Raw genomic sequence first — 19,688 nt, forward strand, 5'->3', positions numbered from 1 at the left:
GAGGAGTCATCTATGGCTGTTGCCACTGCAGTTAAGGAGACGAAGGGTGACCGGATTTTTCTCATCATGAACTATGTGTTTTTAAGCTTGGCTTTGATCGTGGTGTTATACCCTGTGTTGTATATTATTAGCGCTTCGATGAGCGATCCCAAGTATGTAAGCACCGGTGAGATGTGGCTGTTTCCAAAGGGGCTTAATTTTAAAGGATATGGGCTTGTGTTCGATAATATAAAAATTTGGAACGGCTATGGCAATACACTTTTGTATACCTTTATCGGTACCTTGCTGAACCTGGTTGTAACGCTGCCTGCCGCCTATGCGCTTAGCCGGACGGACTTTGTCGGTCGCAAGTTTTTCATGGGGATGTTCCTGGTCACCATGTTCTTCAATGGCGGTCTCATTCCGACTTATTTATTGGTGAAAAACCTGGGACTGATGAACTCCATCGGAGCACTCATCTTGCCGGTAGCTGCTTCGGTGTGGAATATCATTGTTGCTCGCACGTTTTTCGAGTCCAGCATTCCCAAGGAGCTTCATGAGGCTGCTTATATGGATGGCTGTACGAACTTTAAGCTATTCGGGCTTATTATCATACCGTTATCTGCGCCAATTATTGCGGTGATGGCCCTGTTTTATGGCGTAAGCCATTGGAACAGTTATTTCCCTGCGTTAATTTACTTGAATGACGAGACGAAATATCCACTGCAAATGGTGCTTCGCCAAATTCTCGTCCTGCAAGAAATGACGGCGGAGACCACTGGCGCTGCGATTAGCGGCGATATGGCTATCGCGATGAATAACAAAGCAGAGATTGCTGCACTTGTAAAATATGTAGTGATCATCGTGTCCACCTTGCCGATTGTTGTGGTGTATCCTTTCTTGCAGCGTTATTTCGTACAAGGTGTCATGATCGGTTCCGTCAAAGGCTAGTTGCAATTTACCCCATATACCTAGGAGGCAATAAGTATGAAAATTACAAGACATCCTAATAACCCGATTGTCGTTCCGGGAGGCTACGAATGGCGCAAAGTGACGGTGTTCAATCCGGCTGTTATCATTGACAATGACAAATTCTACATGGTTGAGCGTACGGCGGGTTCCTTGACTCCGTGCAAAAACTTCCTGGGCCTTTTGGAAAGCGAAGACGGCGTGAATTTCACCCATGTGAAGGATGAACCTGTTCTGACGCCTGATGAGCTCGGATTCCCTTACGGAAGCGTTCAGGACCCGCGTGTTGTCAAAATTGACGGCACGTTCTACATGAACTATGCGCTGCGTCCGTGCGCCATGAATTACTACCCGACGAATCGCGGTGTTCCGGAGAGATCGTTCCCATCGTATCCAGACGGTTGGGGAGAGCAGGAAGTCCACTGGCGGACGCGCTCTTCCATCGCCAAGTCGACCAATTTGATCGACTGGGAATTTGTGGCTGACACGACTCCGCTGGAGATCAATGATCGCGACAACATTTTGTTCCCGGAGAAAATTAATGGCAAGTTCGTTATGCTGCGCCGTCCTGAGGAATATATAGGAGAAGAATACGGCACGGAAAAGGCAGCCATGTGGATTACGTATTCGGAAGACTTGATTCATTGGGAAGAGCCGAAGCTGCTGGCCAAAGGCGAGAATCCCGCATGGGAATCACGGAAAATCGGAGGCTCCACGCCGCCGGTAAGAACGGATAAGGGCTGGCTGGTGCTCTACCATGGTGTCGATGACGAGATTGTCTATCGCATGGGGGCGCTGCTGCTGGATCTGGAAAACCCGGAGAAAGTGATTGCCCGCACGAACAACTTCATCATGGAGCCGGAGACGTATTATGAGAAATTCGGTTACCAAATTCCGAATGTGATCTTCCCTACGGGGAATGTCGTGAAGGATGGACTGCTTTATATTTACTACGGGGTGACGGACACGGCTATTGCTTTGGCCACCGTGCCTCTGGACGAGCTGGTAGAGTATATACTTAACGAGCCTCAATAAATTTTAAAAAAACCAAGGAGCTAAGCGGCCTGTTTTCGCTTAGTTCTTTGGTTTTTTTATTTACTTTCCTAGTAAGATAGGCTGCCCTCGGTCATTTCATGACTTTAGGGCAGCCTTGTGTTGGGAGCAGGTTACTCCTGCTCTTTTTTGGCATATAGTTTTCGATATTGTCCCGGCGTATAGCCCGTTTCTTTCTTGAATTTACGGATAAAATTCGGTGCGTCCAAGTAGCCGACCTGCTCAATGATATCCTTTAGTGGTGCAGTTGTATGGACCAGCAGCCGAATGACCTCTTCCATTCTTCTTTGCCAAATATATTGCGTAAAGTTATGGCCTATTTTCTCTTTGAAGGTGCGGCTCAAATAGGAGATCGAAATGGAATATTTGAGAGCCACATGCTCGAGGCTGAGCGTGTAGTCAGCGAATTTCTGATCCACATATGCGACGATATCTTCAATTAAAGAAGGCTGCTCCGTTTCCGTATTCCGTTCGACCTGTTGGCAGATGCTGACGGCAAGGGAAGTTAATCGGTCTTCAAGCTCCTCCAGCGTTTCGAAAACGGAGAAGTTGTGAATGCCGGCGAACACTTCGCTGACCCCCAGCTCATGGGCTGTTTTCAGCAAGGAGTTCAACAGATCGAAGCAGATGCAGCGCAGTAATGCGGCAGGGACGGCGGCTTCCTTGATCTCAGCGATCAGATCAATAATTACCTGATTGGCTACCGTTTCGTTACCCTGCTTCAAGCTTTGCTCCAGCTTGAGCATCGACTTCTTCGGCAGCCAGTAGGCTTCGGACGAAGTCGAAGCAATCATATCCTGCAGCTGCTCAAAGTAAGTCACTCGTCCGTTAGAGCCCAGGATCCGATTATCGATCGCCGTAGCTGCTTCGATGAATGATTGGTTGATCGAGGCGAGGTCTGGATACGGCATTCCTACGCCGATGTACGGCATAATTTGAATGCTGTTGTTCATCATGATCTTAATCGCCTCGACAACATCCTCGATCCGCTTCTGGGCGGGCTCTTGAGCTTCCGCAGGGACGGAGACGAGCAAGGCCAGCTGGTCTTTTGCTGAAAATTCTACGCCGTAAACACGGGCTTGAAGACTCGGAAATTCCAATTCGTTGAACATTTCCTGCAGATGCTGCCGAATGTTCGAGGATTCCCCGCCCTCAAGATTGTCATCCCACGCGAGGATGAGGGAGACATACAATCCTTGCCCGTGCGGGTATTCCAGTCCGGCGCTCGCCACCATGCGTTCAATTTCCGGATCATCCGGCTTGCCGTGCTTGAACAACATCAGCAGGCACTGGTTGCGGACGAATGGCTCCTGGGTGTCGATGCGTGCGCTGTAATCATGAAGCGTTTGCTTAATCCAGTCCCATTCGTTCCGGGTCATGTCGTAATTGGAGCTCTTCATCTTGGTGAATTCGATCAAATCCCTAATTGGGTGGTACTGCCGCTTCGCTAAGATCACGGCTACGATAATGCCGAATAAAACGGTGATACAAAACACCAGGAGGAATAAGGTCTGGATATGGACCACTTTACTGAAAAATTGATGGCTTGGGATCGCAGTTACATAATTCCAATTGTTTTCCTTGGATCTTACCGAAACTACGGAATGCTCTACGCCATCGAGCTTCATGTTATGTATGCCGGGTTCTAGAGAGGCCAAGGACCCAACGGCCTGTTCCGGGAGTGCGTTTCCATGATTATTGGAAGTAAGCAGCTGTCCGTTCTGGTTGAAAATGTAGCTGCTGCCTGAAAAATTGTTGAGTATCATGTCCATAACGCCGGTCAGCTTCTCCTCACTGACCATATAAACGACTGTGGCCGTGGGATAGAGATCGTTCGGCTTGATCGGGAAAAGCATCGTCAGCATGGAGTCATTCCGCGAGTTAACGGTTACATTCTCGGCCGGGCGAATCATGGGCTGCTTGATTTTATTCAAATCACTATAGATCTGGTCGCTGGTCCAATTGCTATAGTGGTACCAGTCTCCAAATGCTACATGCACATTCGTTAAACCGCGATAGGAGTAAATATTCTCATCGTTATGGAAGTACAGAAACAAATCTTCCAGAATGCTGCTGTTCACTTTGTAATTGCCCAAGGTGTCGATAGCTTCCATCTCATAGTACGGATGATGCACCATGTAGGAGCTGAGCTGCTTGTCATAAGCAATGCGGCTTGTAATTTGCTGCAGTTCACTCATTCGTTCATCAATCGATAATTTGACTTGAATGAGTTGGTTGACGTTCGTCTGTTCAATTTCTCTGCGCAAATCATTGATTGCGTTTTCATAGATGAAAATCGTAACACCGGTCAAGGGAATGAGGAACATCAGTATGTAAGATAAGGCATATTTAAGTAGCAATTTTGATTTAAAGCTGTTCCAAGACATTCGGAAGCTGGACACAACGGATGACTTTAAGGATGATTTCGACATGAATGCGCTTCCTCTCCATACTAGACTAACATAGATCAACTAGAGGGTTTTAATTGTTTGCATCTCCTCATTATGGCTGAAAAATAAGCCGGTGTAAAGGAAGGAGAGACGACCTTTCTAGTAGGATATAAGTTTTTGTGGGACACGACTGACCCAAAAATAAAAAAAACAGCAGCGGCCATGGACGAAAACTAAGTCCTAGACTGCTGCTGTTTTTCTGATGAGAGTGAGAGAACAAGATCACCGTATCGCCTATTGAAGTAGTTGAGCCGCAAAATCCGGGTCTTCTATGAGCGGTCGGCCGATTGCAATCATATCAGCCAATTGATCTTGAATGATATGGTCTGCAAGACTGCGACTATTAATTAATCCGACAGCAATAACCGGTATTTTCAAATGTTGTTTAATAATGGCTGCATGGGGAACCTGATAAGCAGGATATATATGATTCGGTTGCGCAGAGACTAGACCACCCGTTGAAACGTGGACAGCATCAAGCTCTGATTCCAGTGGCTGTAACATTCGGGCTATGTCCTCAGGAAACAATCCACCTTTTACATAATCTGTGGCGGAAACCCGAACGGTAATCGGATAATTCTTGCCGACTTCTCCTCTGATAACCGTAAGTACATCCTTTAAGAACCGTGACCTGTTTTCAGGACTGCCTCCATAGGAGTCGATACGTTGGTTCGACAACGGTGATAGAAATTGATGGATCAAGAAACCGTGAGCAGCATGGATTTCAATTCCATCAAATCCGGCCATAACGCTACGTTTTGCAGCTAAACGATATTGTTCAGCAATTTGTTGGATATCAGCCAGTGAGATAGCTTCTGGTAACCCATAATTTTCATCATAGGCGATTGAACTTGGGGCCATTAGCTTTTTTGTAACCAACGGTGATGATTTTCTTCCCCCATGCGACAATTGTATAAATATGGGTGTTTGCTTAGCATGAACAGCCTCTGTTATTTTTTTTAGTGATTCAATGTGATGATCGGTGAAAATACCGATGTCGTTATTAAAAAGTCGCCCGCTGTCCGATACCGCTGTCGATTCCACGATGACTAATGAAACATGGTTAGCTCTGCGGCTATAAAATTCAATATGATGATTTGTAGCAAAGCCTTCCGGAGTTCCCGCATATTGCTGCAATGGTGCCATAATGAGTCTATTTTTTAAGTTTATTCCGCCAATTTGGATGGGTATATTCATTGTCATTTCTTCATCTCCCACGGTTTATTAATGACATTTTACTTTAGAAAATATATAATTCACATATAATAATCAAGGTATATTCATTATTTTAACTTAAATATTTATTTGTTTGATCATATACTCTTTATAAAATGAGGTGTTTCTTTTCATGGACCATATCGATTCCAAGATTTTGTCATTCATGCATGAAAACGCGAGGATCCCCATATCTGAAATAAGCCGAATGATTACAATGTCACAGCCTGCAGTCACAGAACGACTCCGGAAGCTTGAGGATCAAGGGATCATAACAGGCTACCGCACAGAGCTTTCCCCGCAGAAACTCGGTAAACTTACAACTTCTTTTGTTTTATTCCGAACCAATAGATGTAAGGATTTTCTAGCATTCAGCGAAAATTCTCCGGAAATTATTGATCTTTACAGAATCAGTGGCGAGTATAACTATTTGATGAAAGTATTAACGGAATCAACTTCATCTCTTGCCCAATTCCTGGATACCTGCAATGCTTTTGGATTTAGTATGCCTCTAATTGTTCTCGCTACGGAATTTGAAGACAGAAGTCTAATTGCATCGATACAAACATTGGAGTGAACATGCCGTCACGAAGACTCTATTCCTAAATTTACAAAGGGAATAGAGTCTTTCTTTTTTAAAAAAACAATGCCGATTATGACCGTTCTCATCAATAAGATGCCCGTTCTGACAACAGTGAATAACGAATTGTGTAAACATCGGTAACATCGGCAACAATTTCTTAAAGCATCTATAACTATCAGCAAACAATTGCTGGCTACAATAAGTGAAGTAAGGTGAACAAAAAGGCAGATAAGAGAGGAGATTCCAAGTGATAACGAAAGAAGCCGCTGCTTATGACAACAAGCCTATTCCAAAATCGCGGGAGCGTATCATCGTCAAGTCGCGTTCTCGGAGAAAAACCATAGAAGCGTGGACGGGATTGTGTTATGCCCTTCCGGCGCTGGCACTGTTATTGTTGTTTCGATATTGGCCGCTTCTGTTCGGCATGTGGATGAGTTTGTGGAAGTGGGGTTATGTGCCGGAGCGATTCGTAGGATTCGATAATTATATTCGTATTTTTACAGAAGACCTCGTTGTGCAAGACCCAACCGTCGGTTTACAGCTGGGCCCTGTCGGACAAGGCTTCATGGTTACCGTTTTTTACGCCATAGGCACGATTCCCTTGTCATTGCTGCTTTCATTTTTTGTTGCCTATGTCCTGTTTCATATAACAAAAGGCAGAACCTTGTTGCGCGTCCTTTTCTTCCTTCCGTATATCACTTCACAGGTTGCGGCGGCAATTGTATTTAAATGGATTTTCCATCCAAGCGTGGGCCTCGCGAATTGGGCTGTAAACAAGATGGGTGGAATGCCGCAGCAATGGCTGACAGATCCGGATCCTATTCTAATGAAGCTGATTCAGTCGCTTGGCGGGCACTGGCCATCTTCGATCCCAACGGCATTCGCAGGTCCGACTTGGGCGCTTGGTGTCATCATGTTGTTCACGATATGGGGCAGTCTGGGCTTTCAAATTGTTGTGTTCTTATCAGGGTTGACGCAAATTCCACATGATCTGACGGAGTCGGCCCGAATTGATGGGGCTAGGACGTGGCATACGATCCGTCATATTACGCTGCCACTGCTGTCGCCGACTTGGTTTTTACTCATCATTGTCTCTGTGATTGGCGCTTTCGAATCGTTTAACGCGTTTTATGTGTTCTCTGGTGGAGAAGGTGGGCCATTAGGTTCCACGATGTCACTGCCCTTGTATATTTTCAGAAGCTTCTATGTGTACGGTCAAGTTGGTTACGCATCGGCCGTCTCGATGGTATTATTCGTACTCTTGCTTGGATTAACTTGGCTGCAGCTGCGTTACGGCGAGAAAAAGGTTCATTATATGCATTAATGCAGGATGGAGGATGAAAAGAATGTTTGGCTCAGTAGGATCAAGCCGCTCTTCCCGAATAACATGGTTAATCGTGTGGATTTGCACGGTATTGTTAGCCTGCTGTGTGGTGTTCCCATTCGTATGGATGATTCTGACTTCGCTAAAAAGTGCGGAGGAAATTAATCGCATGCCGCCAACGTGGCTGCCGGATGTCTGGCACCTCAAGAACTATGCGGAAGCATGGTTAAAACCGGAATCCACCTTTCAGCGCTATTTTGTCAATACGGTGATCATCGCTGGTGTGGGCACGGCACTTCAATTACTCGTGTGTGTGCCGATTGCTTTTGCCATTACCCACTTTACATTTCGCGGTCGCAATCTCATCTTTATGCTCGTGGTGATCACCATGCTCATTCCCTTTGATGTGACCTTGGTTCCTAACTTCGTAACGATGCGGCATATACCTTTTGCCGGCGGTAACGATTGGGCGGGGAACGGGGGGCAAGGCTTCTATGACAGTTATATGGGCATGATGCTGCCGTTTTTGGCGGAGGCTTTTACCATATTTTTGTTAAGACAAGCTTTTCTATCTGTGCAAAAAGAGTACTGGGAAGCTGCTCAAGTGGACGGCATGTCGAGCGCTCGATATCTGTGGTCCGTACTGCTGCCACTCGTGCTGCCCTCCTTAATTACGACGGCATTACTTGCCTTTATTGGAAAATGGAACGGTGTCCTATGGCCATTGTTGATTACATCTAGTGAAGCGCTCAGGCCACTGCAAGTAGGTTTATTGTATTTCGTTAGTGAAGAAGGGCCAAATTATCATCATTTAATGGCGGCGGCTACTTTTACAATCGCTCCTATTGTCGTGCTGTACTTGGTCGCGCAGCATTGGTTTCATCAAGGGATTACTTCAGCTGGGCTCAAAGGATAAGCCAAAGCCCCAACACTTTAGAATTTTAAAAAACAACAAAGAAACACACTGGAGGAACATCAGATGGATTGGCTGCATGAGATTGAAGTCATCTTATTCGACTTGGATGGCACGCTTTATCAGGATGGCACGTTTTACAAACGGTATTTGGAATTGTTGTTTCAAGAGGGAGATTATGCGGCAAGTTTGGATGAGATTCTGGAAGAAATGGAGCGTTTGCTTGCAGGCCGGGATACAAGCCGTATAGGGGACTGGTATCATCCGAGCACGGATACTTGGACACGGGTAACTCCTGGGGATGTATCGGAATTATCACAGCAAAATTGGAACACGCCAGCTATTTATGCCGGCGACGCATGGAGCTTGGTTAGCATGTTTACCGTCAAGCACGGGATCGGCGAAGCCAAACGTCAGGAAGCTTTTCAGCAGGTGCGCAAGGAAATGCTTCAGGGCTCGTCGAGTTTCGAACGCCATGCAGGGTTATATGAGGCTATACGTCAGTTGAGTGGAGTTCGCTCGAAGCTGCTGCTCACGAATTCGCCGGAAAATACAGGTCGTGAATTTATTGCTGCACTCGGCGCAGGCGAATTGTTTACAGATATTAAGTACGGAGCGGGGAAACCGGCTGGCTTGGAACATTTCATGAGTGAGCTGATGGAACGAGAGGGGCTGCGGCCTGAACAAATTCTCTCGATCGGTGATCATGCTTGGAACGATTTGTACCCGGTGCGTAAGTTAGGTGGTCGCACAGCGTGGATATCCGCGTACTCATCGTCGGACCCGTCGCCGTGGGATGTACGACTGACAACGCTGGATGAGCTAGCATCCCTTTTAATGGATATTCAAGATAGCAAACTTAAACACGATTAAAGGAGGTAATGTGTATGAATCAGCAGCATCAGTTGGAGGAACGCATAACGTTTTATGGTGGGTTGACCACAATTGGCGGAGTTCATATCTTGTACAGCTGCGGAGACACGGGGATTGTATTTGATCTTGGTATGGCTCGCGCCTTCTTCAAAGGCGAAGTCAGCGTCCGTTCCGACTTTGGGATCCGAAGCAGCCTGCTGACACGGATGGCGCCGCCTGTATTGGGATTATACGATCCTGCTTTCCTGGGCGATGTTGGGGAAGCTGAACTTGCGCAAGTGTGGGGCAAAGACCACTTTCCTCAGGTAAATAACCTGCATGGTTTTGTAAGTCACATCCATCAAGATCATATGGCTTTGCTTCCTTCCTTGCGCGAAGGACTTCCTGTCTGGATGCATCGTGACGCTTATGCGGTGTATGAAGGTGTTGTAGCTGCAGGTGAGTATGAAGGCACGAAAGCAGATATTCGTCTCATTGAGGACGGACAGATCGTCGACTTTGGCTCTTTCCGCATGGAGTTCATCGAAGTGGATCATGATAGTCCAGGGGTTACGGGCTTCATTATTCACGGACCGCAGCACAAAATCGCATTCACGGCTGATTGGCGCCGCCATGGTCGGAATTCGCATCGCTTGGATCGGTTCATTGAACGCTGCCAAAGCGCTGGAGTTGATCTGCTCATTACCGAAGGCACAAGGATGCGTCCGGACACGTTGTTCCGCAAGCCGAAGGATCGGCTTGAAGTTGAAGTGGCTGTCGAGTGCCGCCGTGCGATGGAAGACACGGAGGGGTTGGTGTATGTTAACATTCTCGCTCGCAACGTGGAGCGTGTCGCTGATTTAATTATCCGCACCAAAGAAGCGGGCCGTCAGCTTGTGATGGACGAAAGTACAGCCGTTCTTTGGAAGGAGGCGTCCACGAGACTATCGGTGCTAGCCGGGCATCCAGCGCTTGATGTCGATCAGGATGTCATTCGACTTATGAGCACGCCGCAATGGTCCAAGGGGCCGCACCCATCCAAGGAGGTTGATCTTCCTTATGCGCCTATAACGTTGAATGAAATTACGGCCAATAAATCGTCGTATGCCGTCTATCTTACTTATCCGAACACACCACTTATAGCGGAAATGGAAACCTTCGGCTCACGCGCTTCGGCATCGATTTATGTTCATGCTGACGGTAATCCGTTGACCCCATCGGACGAAACGCTGCTGAAGTGGCTCACGGAATTTGGCGTTCAGTATCGCTATTGTGCAACAGGAGGCCATGCCTCCCCGCAGGAGATATCCGAATTAACTACGCGGATTTCCCCGAAATTAGTTGTTCCTTTGCACAGCTTACACCCGACATTGTTTAACAGCGGTGGCATAAGGAAGTATTGTCCGGCTCCTGGAGAAAGCTTTGAGCTTTCGGAACTCGTTGGTAAATAGATGCTTCATGCAACATACAAATCGAGGGAGTGATAACCATGAATTTGACGAAACGTTTTCCCGCTTGGAAAGCTTCGATGGCGAGCCTTTTGCTTCTCGCAACCATCGGTTGCGGAACACCGCAGCAAGCAGCGCCGGCCAGCACGCAAACGGATAAAAAAGAGGAATCTAAAGTAGCGCAAGGGATTGAGCTTGGGAAGAACGGGCCGATTACGATCGATTTCTGGCATATTCAAGCAACAATCTATGGCGATGCAATTAAAGAGATGGTCGCAGCTTTTAATAAAGAGTATGAAGGTAAAATTATTGTCAAAGAAGTGTTCCAGGGTTCGTATGACGATTTGAATAAAAAAGTGCGCGCTGCCCTGCAAGGCGGGGGCCTTCCGGCCGTAGCCATGTCCTATGAGAGCGATACGCTGGAATATATGAAAGCAGACAAAATTGTAGCGCTCGACGACTACATCAACGATCCGGTTAACGGATTGAAAAAGGCAGAGCTTGATGACATCATGCCAGGCGTATTGGCTCGTCAGCGAATCCCGGAATACAATGGGAAAACGATGAGCTGGCCGCACGGCAACTCCTCCATGGGCGTGTATTACAACATAGATCTGCTTAAGAAAGCAGGTTATGAGAAGCCGGCAGCCACCTGGCAGGAATTTGAAAAGATGGCGCTGGACATTACGGAGAAAACAGGTGTTCCTGCGCTGGTTATGGGGAACGCCAATAATGGTGGAACGTTCCGCACTTGGCTGCGCACATACGGCATTGATCCGATTAATCTCGATCAAAGCGGTGTGAACTACGATAATCCACAGGCATTGGAATTGGCTGGAATCATCAAAAATTTGGTGGATAAGAAAGCGATTCTGTTCGCACAGGACACGGAGCAGGAGTTTACGAACGGAAGAGCTGTGATGGAAATCGGTACGACAGCTCGTACAAGCTCCAAACTTGATTTGGTGAAAGATAAGTTCAAATGGGGCATTACGCTAATCCCGCAGGGGAAAAGTGGAAGCAAAGTGACGGAATTATACGGCGGCAATCAAGTCCTGTTCAAAACAACGCCAGAGAAACAGCTCGCAGGTTGGTTATTTATGAAGTATTTCGCTGAATCTAAAGCGCAATCGATTTATGCTGCCAAAACAGGTTATTTCCCAGCAACGCTATCCGCACAGAATACGGATTTATTGAAGAAAAATTACACAGATAACCCGCAGAAGAAGCAGGCTTTCGATGAAGTGTTCCCTTTTGCGCGAATCGATGTATCCAGTGCTGCGCGTAACAAGATGGATACGGCGGTTGGAGAAGCTTTGCAAGCGATGACTGCCGGTAAATTATCTCCGGCCGATGCGCTGAAGAAGGCGCAAGCTGATTCCACGAAAGCGCTCAAAGAATTCAAATAAGCTCAAAAACAATAGGTAATAGGCTTCCTGCGTAAGCGCCATTAGGGCTTATGGGGAAGCCTTGTTTTACTAACGTCAGGGGAGGTTACAGGTGTGAACTCAGTCCGTCGAAGAAATGAAATTATTATGGATGTGCGGCGTACCGGCAGCGTTTCTGTCGATGAATTAATGTTGGCCTATGGAGTCTCGGTGGAAACAATTCGCCGGGATTTACGTATTTTGGACGAAAAAGGCATTGTTCGCAGAACGTACGGCGGTGCGGTGAAAAGAGAGCAGACAACGTGGGACATGCCGTATTATGATCGCATGCAGCTGAATCTGGAACGTAAGGAGGCCATTGCTCGCGAAGCGGTACTCTTATTGGAGGATGGCGATAGTGTTTTCGTAGATGGCAATACGACCGGGCTTGTGCTATCGCGCTTGATTCCCGCTGATAAAAACCTGACGATCGTGACGAACTCGGCGATGGTTGCCTTGAATCTTGTTCAGAAGAAAGGAAAGCTGAGTGTCTATCTGGTCGGTGGCGAGGTGGGCGAAGATGGGATGACATTTGGCTATAAGCTGCACTGCGAGCTTCGTCAATATCGCTTCGACAAAGCGCTGTTTTCCTGCATGGGGTTTGGTACACAAGGCATTTATTATTCCAAATGGGAGCCTCTGCAAATTGCGCAGATGATGGTCGAGCAGAGTAATCACCTTATTCTCATGGCGGATTCTTCCAAAGCCAACCGCAGCGGATTTCTGTTTGGGATGGAGCTTAATCGGATTCAGACGTTAGTGACAGATGAAGGGACGCCGCACGATATGCGCGAGAGTCTGCGGGAAACGGTCCGTAACTTGATCGTTACCAGCGGTGATGATCAGAGTGAAAGGTAGAGGACTCCAGTTCACATTGAGTGGGCACGAATACAAAAGTTTCGTAAATACGTCCAACTCAAAAAGGACCGCCAGGCAATTAAGCCTGACGGTCCTTTCTTATTATTCGTATACTTCTAGCTCAAATAAGGAGTAGCCGTATTGCGTATTGCGTTGTGTGCCAGCAACTTTCACGTAACGTGCGTCAACAGGGGAGAAGAGAATGTTGTCTTTACCGCCGTCTCCGTACGTTGTCGAGGATACTGTTGTCCAGTTCTCGCCGTTCGTGGACACTTCAATGGTGTAAGCCTTCGCTGAAGCATTCTCCCAGTTCAGAAGAACGCGACCGATCTTGTAGGATTGCCCAAGATCAACGCAGATCCATTGCGAATCGCTGAATGGCGATTCCCAACGTGTGCTTTTGTTTCCATCCACAGCGAACTGCGCACTTTGAAGCGGCGTTTCGGAAGTGGTGACTTGTTTGTTAAGCGCAAGATTAGCTGCAGGAATAATAGCTTGCACAACTGTATCGTCGTCATAGCCAGTTGACCGCACCTTCACTTCGTAAGGGCGAGCTTCTGTGAACAAAGCAGCGTTAAGCGTAATTTTGCCTGCGGAGACTTTGTATTGATCAGCGCGAAGGGTAACGCCGCTCAGTTCAACTGCATTGATTGCGTTTCTCCAAGCGCTATTGTCCTCAAACGTGATGTCGATGGTTTGACCAAGAATGTTATCAGTCGTATCCGCCGATAATGCAGGTCCTGCAAGTGGAGCTTGATTCCCGGCATACACTTCGAATTCCCATAACGAGAAGCCGTATGGTGTTCCACGTTTGATTCCGTTCATCTTCACATATCTTGCACTCACTGGAGCAAATGTAAGATCGTCAACGTCCCCGTTGCCATTTTCTGTAGCGTATACCGTTGTCCATGTTTGTCCATCCAGGGAGACATCGATGGTGTAAGCTTTACCGTAAGCATTTTCCCAAGTTAGGACAACGTGATTAATCGTTTTTGGAGCTCCTAGATCAACGCTCATCCATTGGTTGTCTTCAAAAGCAGACTCCCAGCGGCGATCGAATCGGCCGTCGACGGCATCTGCGCTGGAACGGTGGTAGTCCGGCGATGAAGCGGTCGGTCTGTCGTAAGCGAGATTTAACGGATTAGGATTCGTCGGATTCGTTGGATTTGTAGGATTTGTTCCATGGCCTTGATCTGGGTCCGGATCTGTATTCGGATTCCCCGGAATGTCTTTCGCTGCGACGGTTTGCTGTACGGATGCTTCCGTGTACCCTTTCGCTTGAACCGAAATTCGATACGTTTTTGCATCTTTGAAAAGCGAAGCGTCTAAAGTGATTTTGCCTGCAGACAATGTGATTTGGCCGGAGCCAACCACTGTATCGTCAACTTTGACAGATTCAATCGTGCCTCTCCATGTAGCATCATCGTCGAAAGTGATGTCGATCGGCTGACCGACTTTCGCATCCGTTGTATCAGCTGACAATTCCGGCGCGCTTGGCAAGCTGGAAGCATTGCCGTACACTTCGAATTCCAAAAGCGAGAACCCGTAGGCTGTCGTCCGCTCGGTTCCATTCACTTTCACGTATCTTGCCTGTGTCGGCAAGAATCCGATATCGTTGATGCCTGGTTTGCCTGTTGTTGTCGCATAAACCGTTTTCCAGTCCTTACCGTCTGAAGAGACTTCAACCGTGTAGCTCTTGCCGGCCGCATTCTCCCAGTTCAGAAGCACACGGGAAATAGTGTTATCTGCGCCGAGGTCAACCGTTAGGTACTGCGGATCGCTGAAATCGGACTCCCATCTCGTAGCGGTGTTTCCGTCAACGGCATTTTTGCCGGGTTGTTTTGGATTCGCCGAGGTGAGTGTCGGTTTGCGCAAAGCAAGGTTGACGTTTGAGTTCGTCACAATCGTTTGCTGAACCGCTGTATTGGCAAAACCTTTAGCCTCAACGGAAATGTCGTAGCTGCCGGCTTCAGGGAACAAGGCGCCGTTCAGCGTGATTTTACCTGGTGAAACAACGTATTGTGTCGCAGATGCCGCCACGCCATTCACTTTCACGCCAAGGACTGCGTTTCTCCAATCTGCAAAGTCATCAAAGCCGATGTCGATCGACTGGCCTGCACGGTTCATGGTCGTATCCGCCGTCAGCTTCGGAGCGTCAAGATCGCCTGCCGGCGTACCGAACACTTCCATCTCCCATAGGGAGTAACCGTAGTTTGTTGTCCGCTCTGTGCCTTCTACTTTGACATATCGAGCATTCACGGCTGGGAATTTAATGTCGTCGATGCCTTCATGACCACGTGTGGTCGTGTATACCGTTTGCCAAGTTTGGCCGTCTACAGAAGTTTGAACGGTATAGCTTTTACCAGCTGCATTCTCCCAGTTCAAGCGGATATGACTGATTTTATACTCCGAGTTCAGGTTGACACCGATAAACTGCGGATCGCTGAAATCGGATTCCCAACGCGTGTCCGTCTTGCCGTCAACCGCGTAGGAGCCAGGGTTTTTCGCTTTATCCGACGTAAAGGTCGGTTTGTTCAGCGCTAGATTGACCGTTGAGTTCGTGATGACGACTTGCTGTGCGCTCGTATCCGGGTAGCCAGCAGATTGAACGGTAATCGTGTAGCTGCCTTCCACTGGGAACGTGTCGCTGTTCAAGGTGATTTTGCCGCCTTGCACACTATATTGCTTGGCATCAAGGGCTGCTCCATTGACAAGAACGGAGGAGATGGACTCGCGCCATTTCAGATGGTCGGCAAACGTAATGTCGATCGGTTGTCCAATCGTGTTTTGCGTTGTATCTGCCGCAAGCTGTGGAGGTGTGTTGCCATCCAAATCCGTCACTTTCGTCGGATCTACTTTCACAAGTGATTTCGGTCCAACTTTTGCGGAGCCAGTTACGCCGGCTGCATTGTGGAATGTCACCGTAACCGCTTCGTTCTTCGGATTCCAGATCAGTGCGGAGTATACCGAATCTTTCTTATAGATGGAAGCTCCTGTCCAGCCGCTTGCCCAAATGTCATTGGTGCGTGTTCCGAGAGTCGCCATGTTGTGAACGAACCAGTACGTGTTGAAAATTTCATTCTTTTGCGTATTCTCGGTCGTAAATTTATTAAGTACCGTTTGCGGCTCGCTTAAGGATTCGATTGGCCAAACGATGTGCTGCCATGCGTTTTCCGGGCCTTTGTTATCCTTGACAAGACCGTTATACAGGTCTGCAGCTTTCGCAGGATCGAATCCGTAGCTTGTCAGGTACTCGCCAGTCGGCAACCAGTGAATGCCGTAAATGTTGACAGGGTCGCCGCTGAAAAACGTTCCGAAGTTGTACGCGCTGCCGTACACTTGGCCAACGGATTTGTGAGCAAATCCAGGCAGCCAGTTGTCGTTGTCATAGTTGAACCAATATTGTTCAACAGCTTTCAATTCAGTCGTGAAACCGTAGACGGAGATATCACGGAACTCCTTGTTGCCGGACATCAGGCTCCACATGTATTCGCCAACCCAGCCGAACAATGACTCGCCGGCAGCTTCCTGATTGTTCCCGTTGTTGTTATCCCCGTAACCGCCGGCCCATGAATGGCCCTCGTACGGATCGAAGTTGCGCAGGAACGGATACATCGGATCGCTTTTCGACGGATTTGCATAGTCACGGATAAGGTGCTCGACCATCTCGCCGTAATTGTTTTTGAAGTCCTGATCGTAAGTGGCAAGTACAGCCGAAGCGAAGACGTAATAACCATAAGTAAAATGATGATCCGTCAGGCCAGTGTTAGCGCCGAATTCGCTGTTTTTGTAATACATCGTACCCCAAGTCGGGTCGTAGTACATGAAGTAATCCGGCTCTCCCTTGGTGTAGGTGTACCAGTCCGTCAAGATCGTTCTGAGACGCTCCAAGAACACGTTTTTGTACGCTTGGTCTCCGATTTGATCGGCGATCAGGACGCCCATTGCCAGTGGATGAAGCACTTTACCTTGCCAATAAGCATCACCTGACATGATGTTCTTGGAGGTTGCTTCGTCCAAATAGCTCAGCTGCTTAAGCAGTGTTTCACGTGAGTAAGTCGGATCTCCAGGCTCTGTAAATTGAGGAACCATACCGTTAAAACGGTCAACTGTGGTAAATGAATTCCCCTCATGAAGCTTCAATGTGCCACGAATGGACTCATAAGACAGTGAAGTCAGCGGAGAAGACGTTTGCTTCCATTGATGCGGGAGCAGGGCCATCAGCGTCGTTGGCTCCATGTCCGCACGCTTCTGATCAATTTCGACGTCGAAGCGGGTTGTGACTTCGGAGGTGTTTTCATCGAAGCCCGGAGTTACCGTTGTATTTTTAATGAAGGCATAGCCGTGTTTATAAAAATAGTTCAAGTCACTTGCAGCCGGCATAGAGGCTAGAGACAGGTAGTTCTGTCCGCTGCCGAGTCGAACTTTGATCTTGTTGCCGACTTTCATGAAGACGGAGCCTTGCGGTGCGAACAAGCCGTAGTGACGAGTCACGGGTTTGGATTGCGGTGAGCCATCCACGTTGTTAACGGTAAAACCGATGTGGTCTGCCGTCAACGTAGTGCCTTCACCTAAGAGAACCGGATTGCCGTTGTCGTCATAGAAGGTTGTGGAAACAGGGAAGTTCAATTCCGGTGTCGTTGGATCGCTGAATTCCGAGTACAGGTACGGCGAGCCTTTGACGAACGTCGTTTTCATTTTCTCCGTGTCGTTGTCGCTTAGCTGAACGGTTGCAGACCAGTCGCCATAGCCGGCTACTTTGTTCTTGATGTGCGATGGCGAGATGTTGCCTGCGTTCAAGTAGAAGTCAGGTGCGCCATCGGCTGCCTGCGAGTTGCCTGTGTCATTCACCCAACCCGCACCCGGGTTCAGGATACCGAGACCCATCGTCGTATATTTGGATTTGAGCGGAAGCGTGATAAGGCTGTCACTCAAGTTTTTAATAAGAACGGACTGCCACCAATCATTAGAAGGAATCGGACCTTTCACGTCATCTGTTTTATTAACAGGAGGACGGGGCTGCGGCATGTTGATATCGCTGCTCAAATAACTGCCTTTGCCTACTTCAACGGTCGATGCGGTAGGAAGGGAAGGAATGCTATAAGCCGGCTTTGGATCGCCTTCCACATAATCATACACGCTGAAATTGAACAGGGAGTAGCCGTAGCTCGTCGTGCGGGAGATCCCTTTCATACGAACGTAACGTCCACTGGCATAAACCTGCGTATCCATCCAGCCGTCTTGACCATTAATTTCACGGTAAATCGTTGTCCAGTTCTGGGCATTGTCGGAAACTTGCAGATCGTAGATACGACCGGCGGCATTTTCCCAGTTCAAGCGGATGCGGCCGATGTCATGTTTGCTGCCAAGGTCAACATAAATCCACTCATCGCTCGTGCTCGCAGAAGACCATCTTGTTGTCGCGTTGCCATCCACCGCATATTCAGGCAATAAAAGAGGCTTATCTTTGTCAGGCGCAGCGGTTGAAGAAGCCGTAACCGGTTTATTCAAAGCGACATCTTCGCCAAGTACGACAGGGAGCGGGTTGCTGCCGCCTGTGCCGTATACTTCAAACTCGTAGAGGGAAACGCCGTAGCCTCCGCTGCGCTCAAGTGACAGCATGCGGACGTAACGTCCTTCACCGGATAGGGCGATGGTGTCAACGCCGCCGTCTCCTTTGGTATCCGTGTAGATGTCTTTCCAGTTCGTTTCGTCGTCAGACACTTGGATCTTGTACGACTTCGAGTAGGCATTTTCCCAGCGGAGGACAGCTTTGTCGATCTTGGCTTTGGAACCAAGGTCAACATAGATCCACTGCTCGCCGGCGCTGAACGCACTTCCCCAACGGGAGTCGGTATTGCCGTCAAACGCTTTGTCCGCCGTTAAGCCACCTTCGGTTGACGAGGCGTAGGCTGCACCTTCATAAGTCAGAAGGTGGGACGTTTCGCCATTCGCAGCCGATGCTGGGGCGGGCATACCGCTCCAGGACCCAAGAAGCACAGAAAGAGCGAGCGCTGATGATGCGGTTTGGGTCAATTTCTTGCGTATTCTTTTCTTGGGTGAACTCATTCCTTCATATTCCTCCTTTTTTCGACCGATAGGGCTTACTAGCTTGAATGTTGTGAACTGACAAAAAGAAACAACATTCTTCATTATTTTGGAAATTTAATTTCCAACGCGATTATATCTTCTGTCGAATCCTGTTTACAATAAGCGGAAATTCCTAGTCAATTTTTGGGATTAGGCCTGTATGCCTATGTGAAAAAAATGAATCTAGGTCATTTTTTGTCCGCCGGTCGAATAAAAAAGGGTTCGTCTATCATGATGTCAGGTTTAGACTCAATCAGGAAGCGCTCCTGTATGTTCATTCATTTAAAAAATTAATTGGTCATAGGGACCTAAGCTTATATGACCAACGTAATAGGTCTCAAAATGTTTTCTTAATAAAATATTTACAATTGATTCGGATTTAAAACAAATACTGTTTTATTCACTAGAATTAGTGAGCAGGCAGAGGACATATTTACATATTATTCAAAGTGAGATAACACTTACTTGATTATGTCTTGTTACGATGACCATATAAATAAGTCAAATTATTTTACTAATTACTGGCT

The 19,688-nt window shown here is 47.7% G+C and carries 12 protein-coding genes; 9 read left to right on the plus strand and 3 right to left on the minus strand.

Translation table 11 applies throughout. From position 1 onward, the window contains the following. Positions 1-12: 12 nt before the first annotated feature. Entirely contained in the window at positions 13-930 is a 918-nt protein-coding gene (locus GON05_RS11960; RefSeq protein WP_127455918.1) for a carbohydrate ABC transporter permease, read from the plus strand. 36 nt (positions 931-966) lie between these two features. After that, positions 967-1,983, plus strand: coding sequence for a glycoside hydrolase family 130 protein (locus GON05_RS11965; RefSeq protein WP_157319375.1), 1,017 nt, complete (start codon positions 967-969; stop codon positions 1,981-1,983). 131 nt (positions 1,984-2,114) lie between these two features. Here the strand turns inward: GON05_RS11965 and GON05_RS11970 are convergent, their stop codons facing one another. Both GON05_RS11970 and GON05_RS11975 read right to left on the minus strand, forming a co-directional pair. Beyond that, positions 2,115-4,433 (minus strand): helix-turn-helix domain-containing protein, encoded by a 2,319-nt coding sequence (locus GON05_RS11970; RefSeq protein WP_157319376.1) that lies wholly within the window; start codon positions 4,431-4,433, stop codon positions 2,115-2,117. A 252-nt stretch (positions 4,434-4,685) separates the two neighbouring features. Beyond that, positions 4,686-5,654 (minus strand): oxidoreductase, encoded by a 969-nt coding sequence (locus tag GON05_RS11975; protein ID WP_157319377.1) that lies wholly within the window; start codon positions 5,652-5,654, stop codon positions 4,686-4,688. Positions 5,655-5,799: 145 nt separating this feature from the next. On the opposite strand from GON05_RS11975, the gene GON05_RS11980 reads away from it, so the two are divergent. The 7 genes from GON05_RS11980 (at position 5,800) to GON05_RS12010 (ending at position 13,071) form a co-directional block, all read left to right on the plus strand. Then, a complete protein-coding gene (locus GON05_RS11980; protein WP_157319378.1) occupies positions 5,800-6,243 on the plus strand; it encodes an Lrp/AsnC family transcriptional regulator in 444 nt (147 codons plus the stop codon). Positions 6,244-6,496: 253 nt separating this feature from the next. Next, positions 6,497-7,573 carry a carbohydrate ABC transporter permease gene (locus GON05_RS11985; protein ID WP_157319379.1) on the plus strand — a complete coding sequence of 359 codons (1,077 nt, stop codon included), beginning with the start codon at positions 6,497-6,499 and terminating at the stop codon, positions 7,571-7,573. 22 nt (positions 7,574-7,595) lie between these two features. Continuing rightward, on the plus strand, positions 7,596-8,489 hold the full coding sequence (locus tag GON05_RS11990) for a carbohydrate ABC transporter permease (RefSeq protein WP_157319380.1): 894 nt from the start codon (positions 7,596-7,598) through the stop codon (positions 8,487-8,489). A 63-nt stretch (positions 8,490-8,552) separates the two neighbouring features. Continuing rightward, positions 8,553-9,359, plus strand: coding sequence for an HAD family hydrolase (locus GON05_RS11995; RefSeq protein ID WP_157319381.1), 807 nt, complete (start codon positions 8,553-8,555; stop codon positions 9,357-9,359). Positions 9,360-9,373: 14 nt separating this feature from the next. Then, positions 9,374-10,789, plus strand: a complete 1,416-nt coding sequence (locus GON05_RS12000) for an MBL fold metallo-hydrolase (RefSeq protein WP_157319382.1) — start codon at positions 9,374-9,376, stop codon at positions 10,787-10,789. 38 nt (positions 10,790-10,827) lie between these two features. Then, on the plus strand, positions 10,828-12,195 hold the full coding sequence (locus tag GON05_RS12005; protein WP_157319383.1) for an ABC transporter substrate-binding protein: 1,368 nt from the start codon (positions 10,828-10,830) through the stop codon (positions 12,193-12,195). 93 nt (positions 12,196-12,288) lie between these two features. Further along, positions 12,289-13,071 carry a DeoR/GlpR family DNA-binding transcription regulator gene (locus tag GON05_RS12010; RefSeq protein ID WP_157319384.1) on the plus strand — a complete coding sequence of 261 codons (783 nt, stop codon included), beginning with the start codon at positions 12,289-12,291 and terminating at the stop codon, positions 13,069-13,071. A gap of 102 nt (positions 13,072-13,173) precedes the next feature. On the opposite strand, the gene GON05_RS39040 is transcribed toward GON05_RS12010, so the two are convergent. Next, complete coding sequence (locus GON05_RS39040) at positions 13,174-19,140, minus strand: discoidin domain-containing protein (RefSeq protein WP_220138882.1); 5,967 nt, start codon at positions 19,138-19,140, stop codon at positions 13,174-13,176. Positions 19,141-19,688 lie beyond the last annotated feature (548 nt).

Source organism: Paenibacillus anseongensis (assembly GCF_009757995.1).
GTDB lineage: Bacteria > Bacillota > Bacilli > Paenibacillales > NBRC-103111 > Paenibacillus_E > Paenibacillus_E chondroitinus.

Coding starts and splice junctions, on each gene's coding strand:
- GON05_RS11960 (WP_127455918.1), top strand. CDS start 13: ATGGCTGTTGCCACTGCAGTTAAGGAGACGAAGGGTGACCGGATTTTT.
- GON05_RS11965 (WP_157319375.1), top strand. CDS start 967: ATGAAAATTACAAGACATCCTAATAACCCGATTGTCGTTCCGGGAGGC.
- GON05_RS11970 (WP_157319376.1), bottom strand. CDS start 4,433: ATGTCGAAATCATCCTTAAAGTCATCCGTTGTGTCCAGCTTCCGAATG.
- GON05_RS11975 (WP_157319377.1), bottom strand. CDS start 5,654: ATGACAATGAATATACCCATCCAAATTGGCGGAATAAACTTAAAAAAT.
- GON05_RS11980 (WP_157319378.1), top strand. CDS start 5,800: ATGGACCATATCGATTCCAAGATTTTGTCATTCATGCATGAAAACGCG.
- GON05_RS11990 (WP_157319380.1), top strand. CDS start 7,596: ATGTTTGGCTCAGTAGGATCAAGCCGCTCTTCCCGAATAACATGGTTA.
- GON05_RS11995 (WP_157319381.1), top strand. CDS start 8,553: ATGGATTGGCTGCATGAGATTGAAGTCATCTTATTCGACTTGGATGGC.
- GON05_RS12000 (WP_157319382.1), top strand. CDS start 9,374: ATGAATCAGCAGCATCAGTTGGAGGAACGCATAACGTTTTATGGTGGG.
- GON05_RS12005 (WP_157319383.1), top strand. CDS start 10,828: ATGAATTTGACGAAACGTTTTCCCGCTTGGAAAGCTTCGATGGCGAGC.
- GON05_RS39040 (WP_220138882.1), bottom strand. CDS start 19,140: ATGAGTTCACCCAAGAAAAGAATACGCAAGAAATTGACCCAAACCGCA.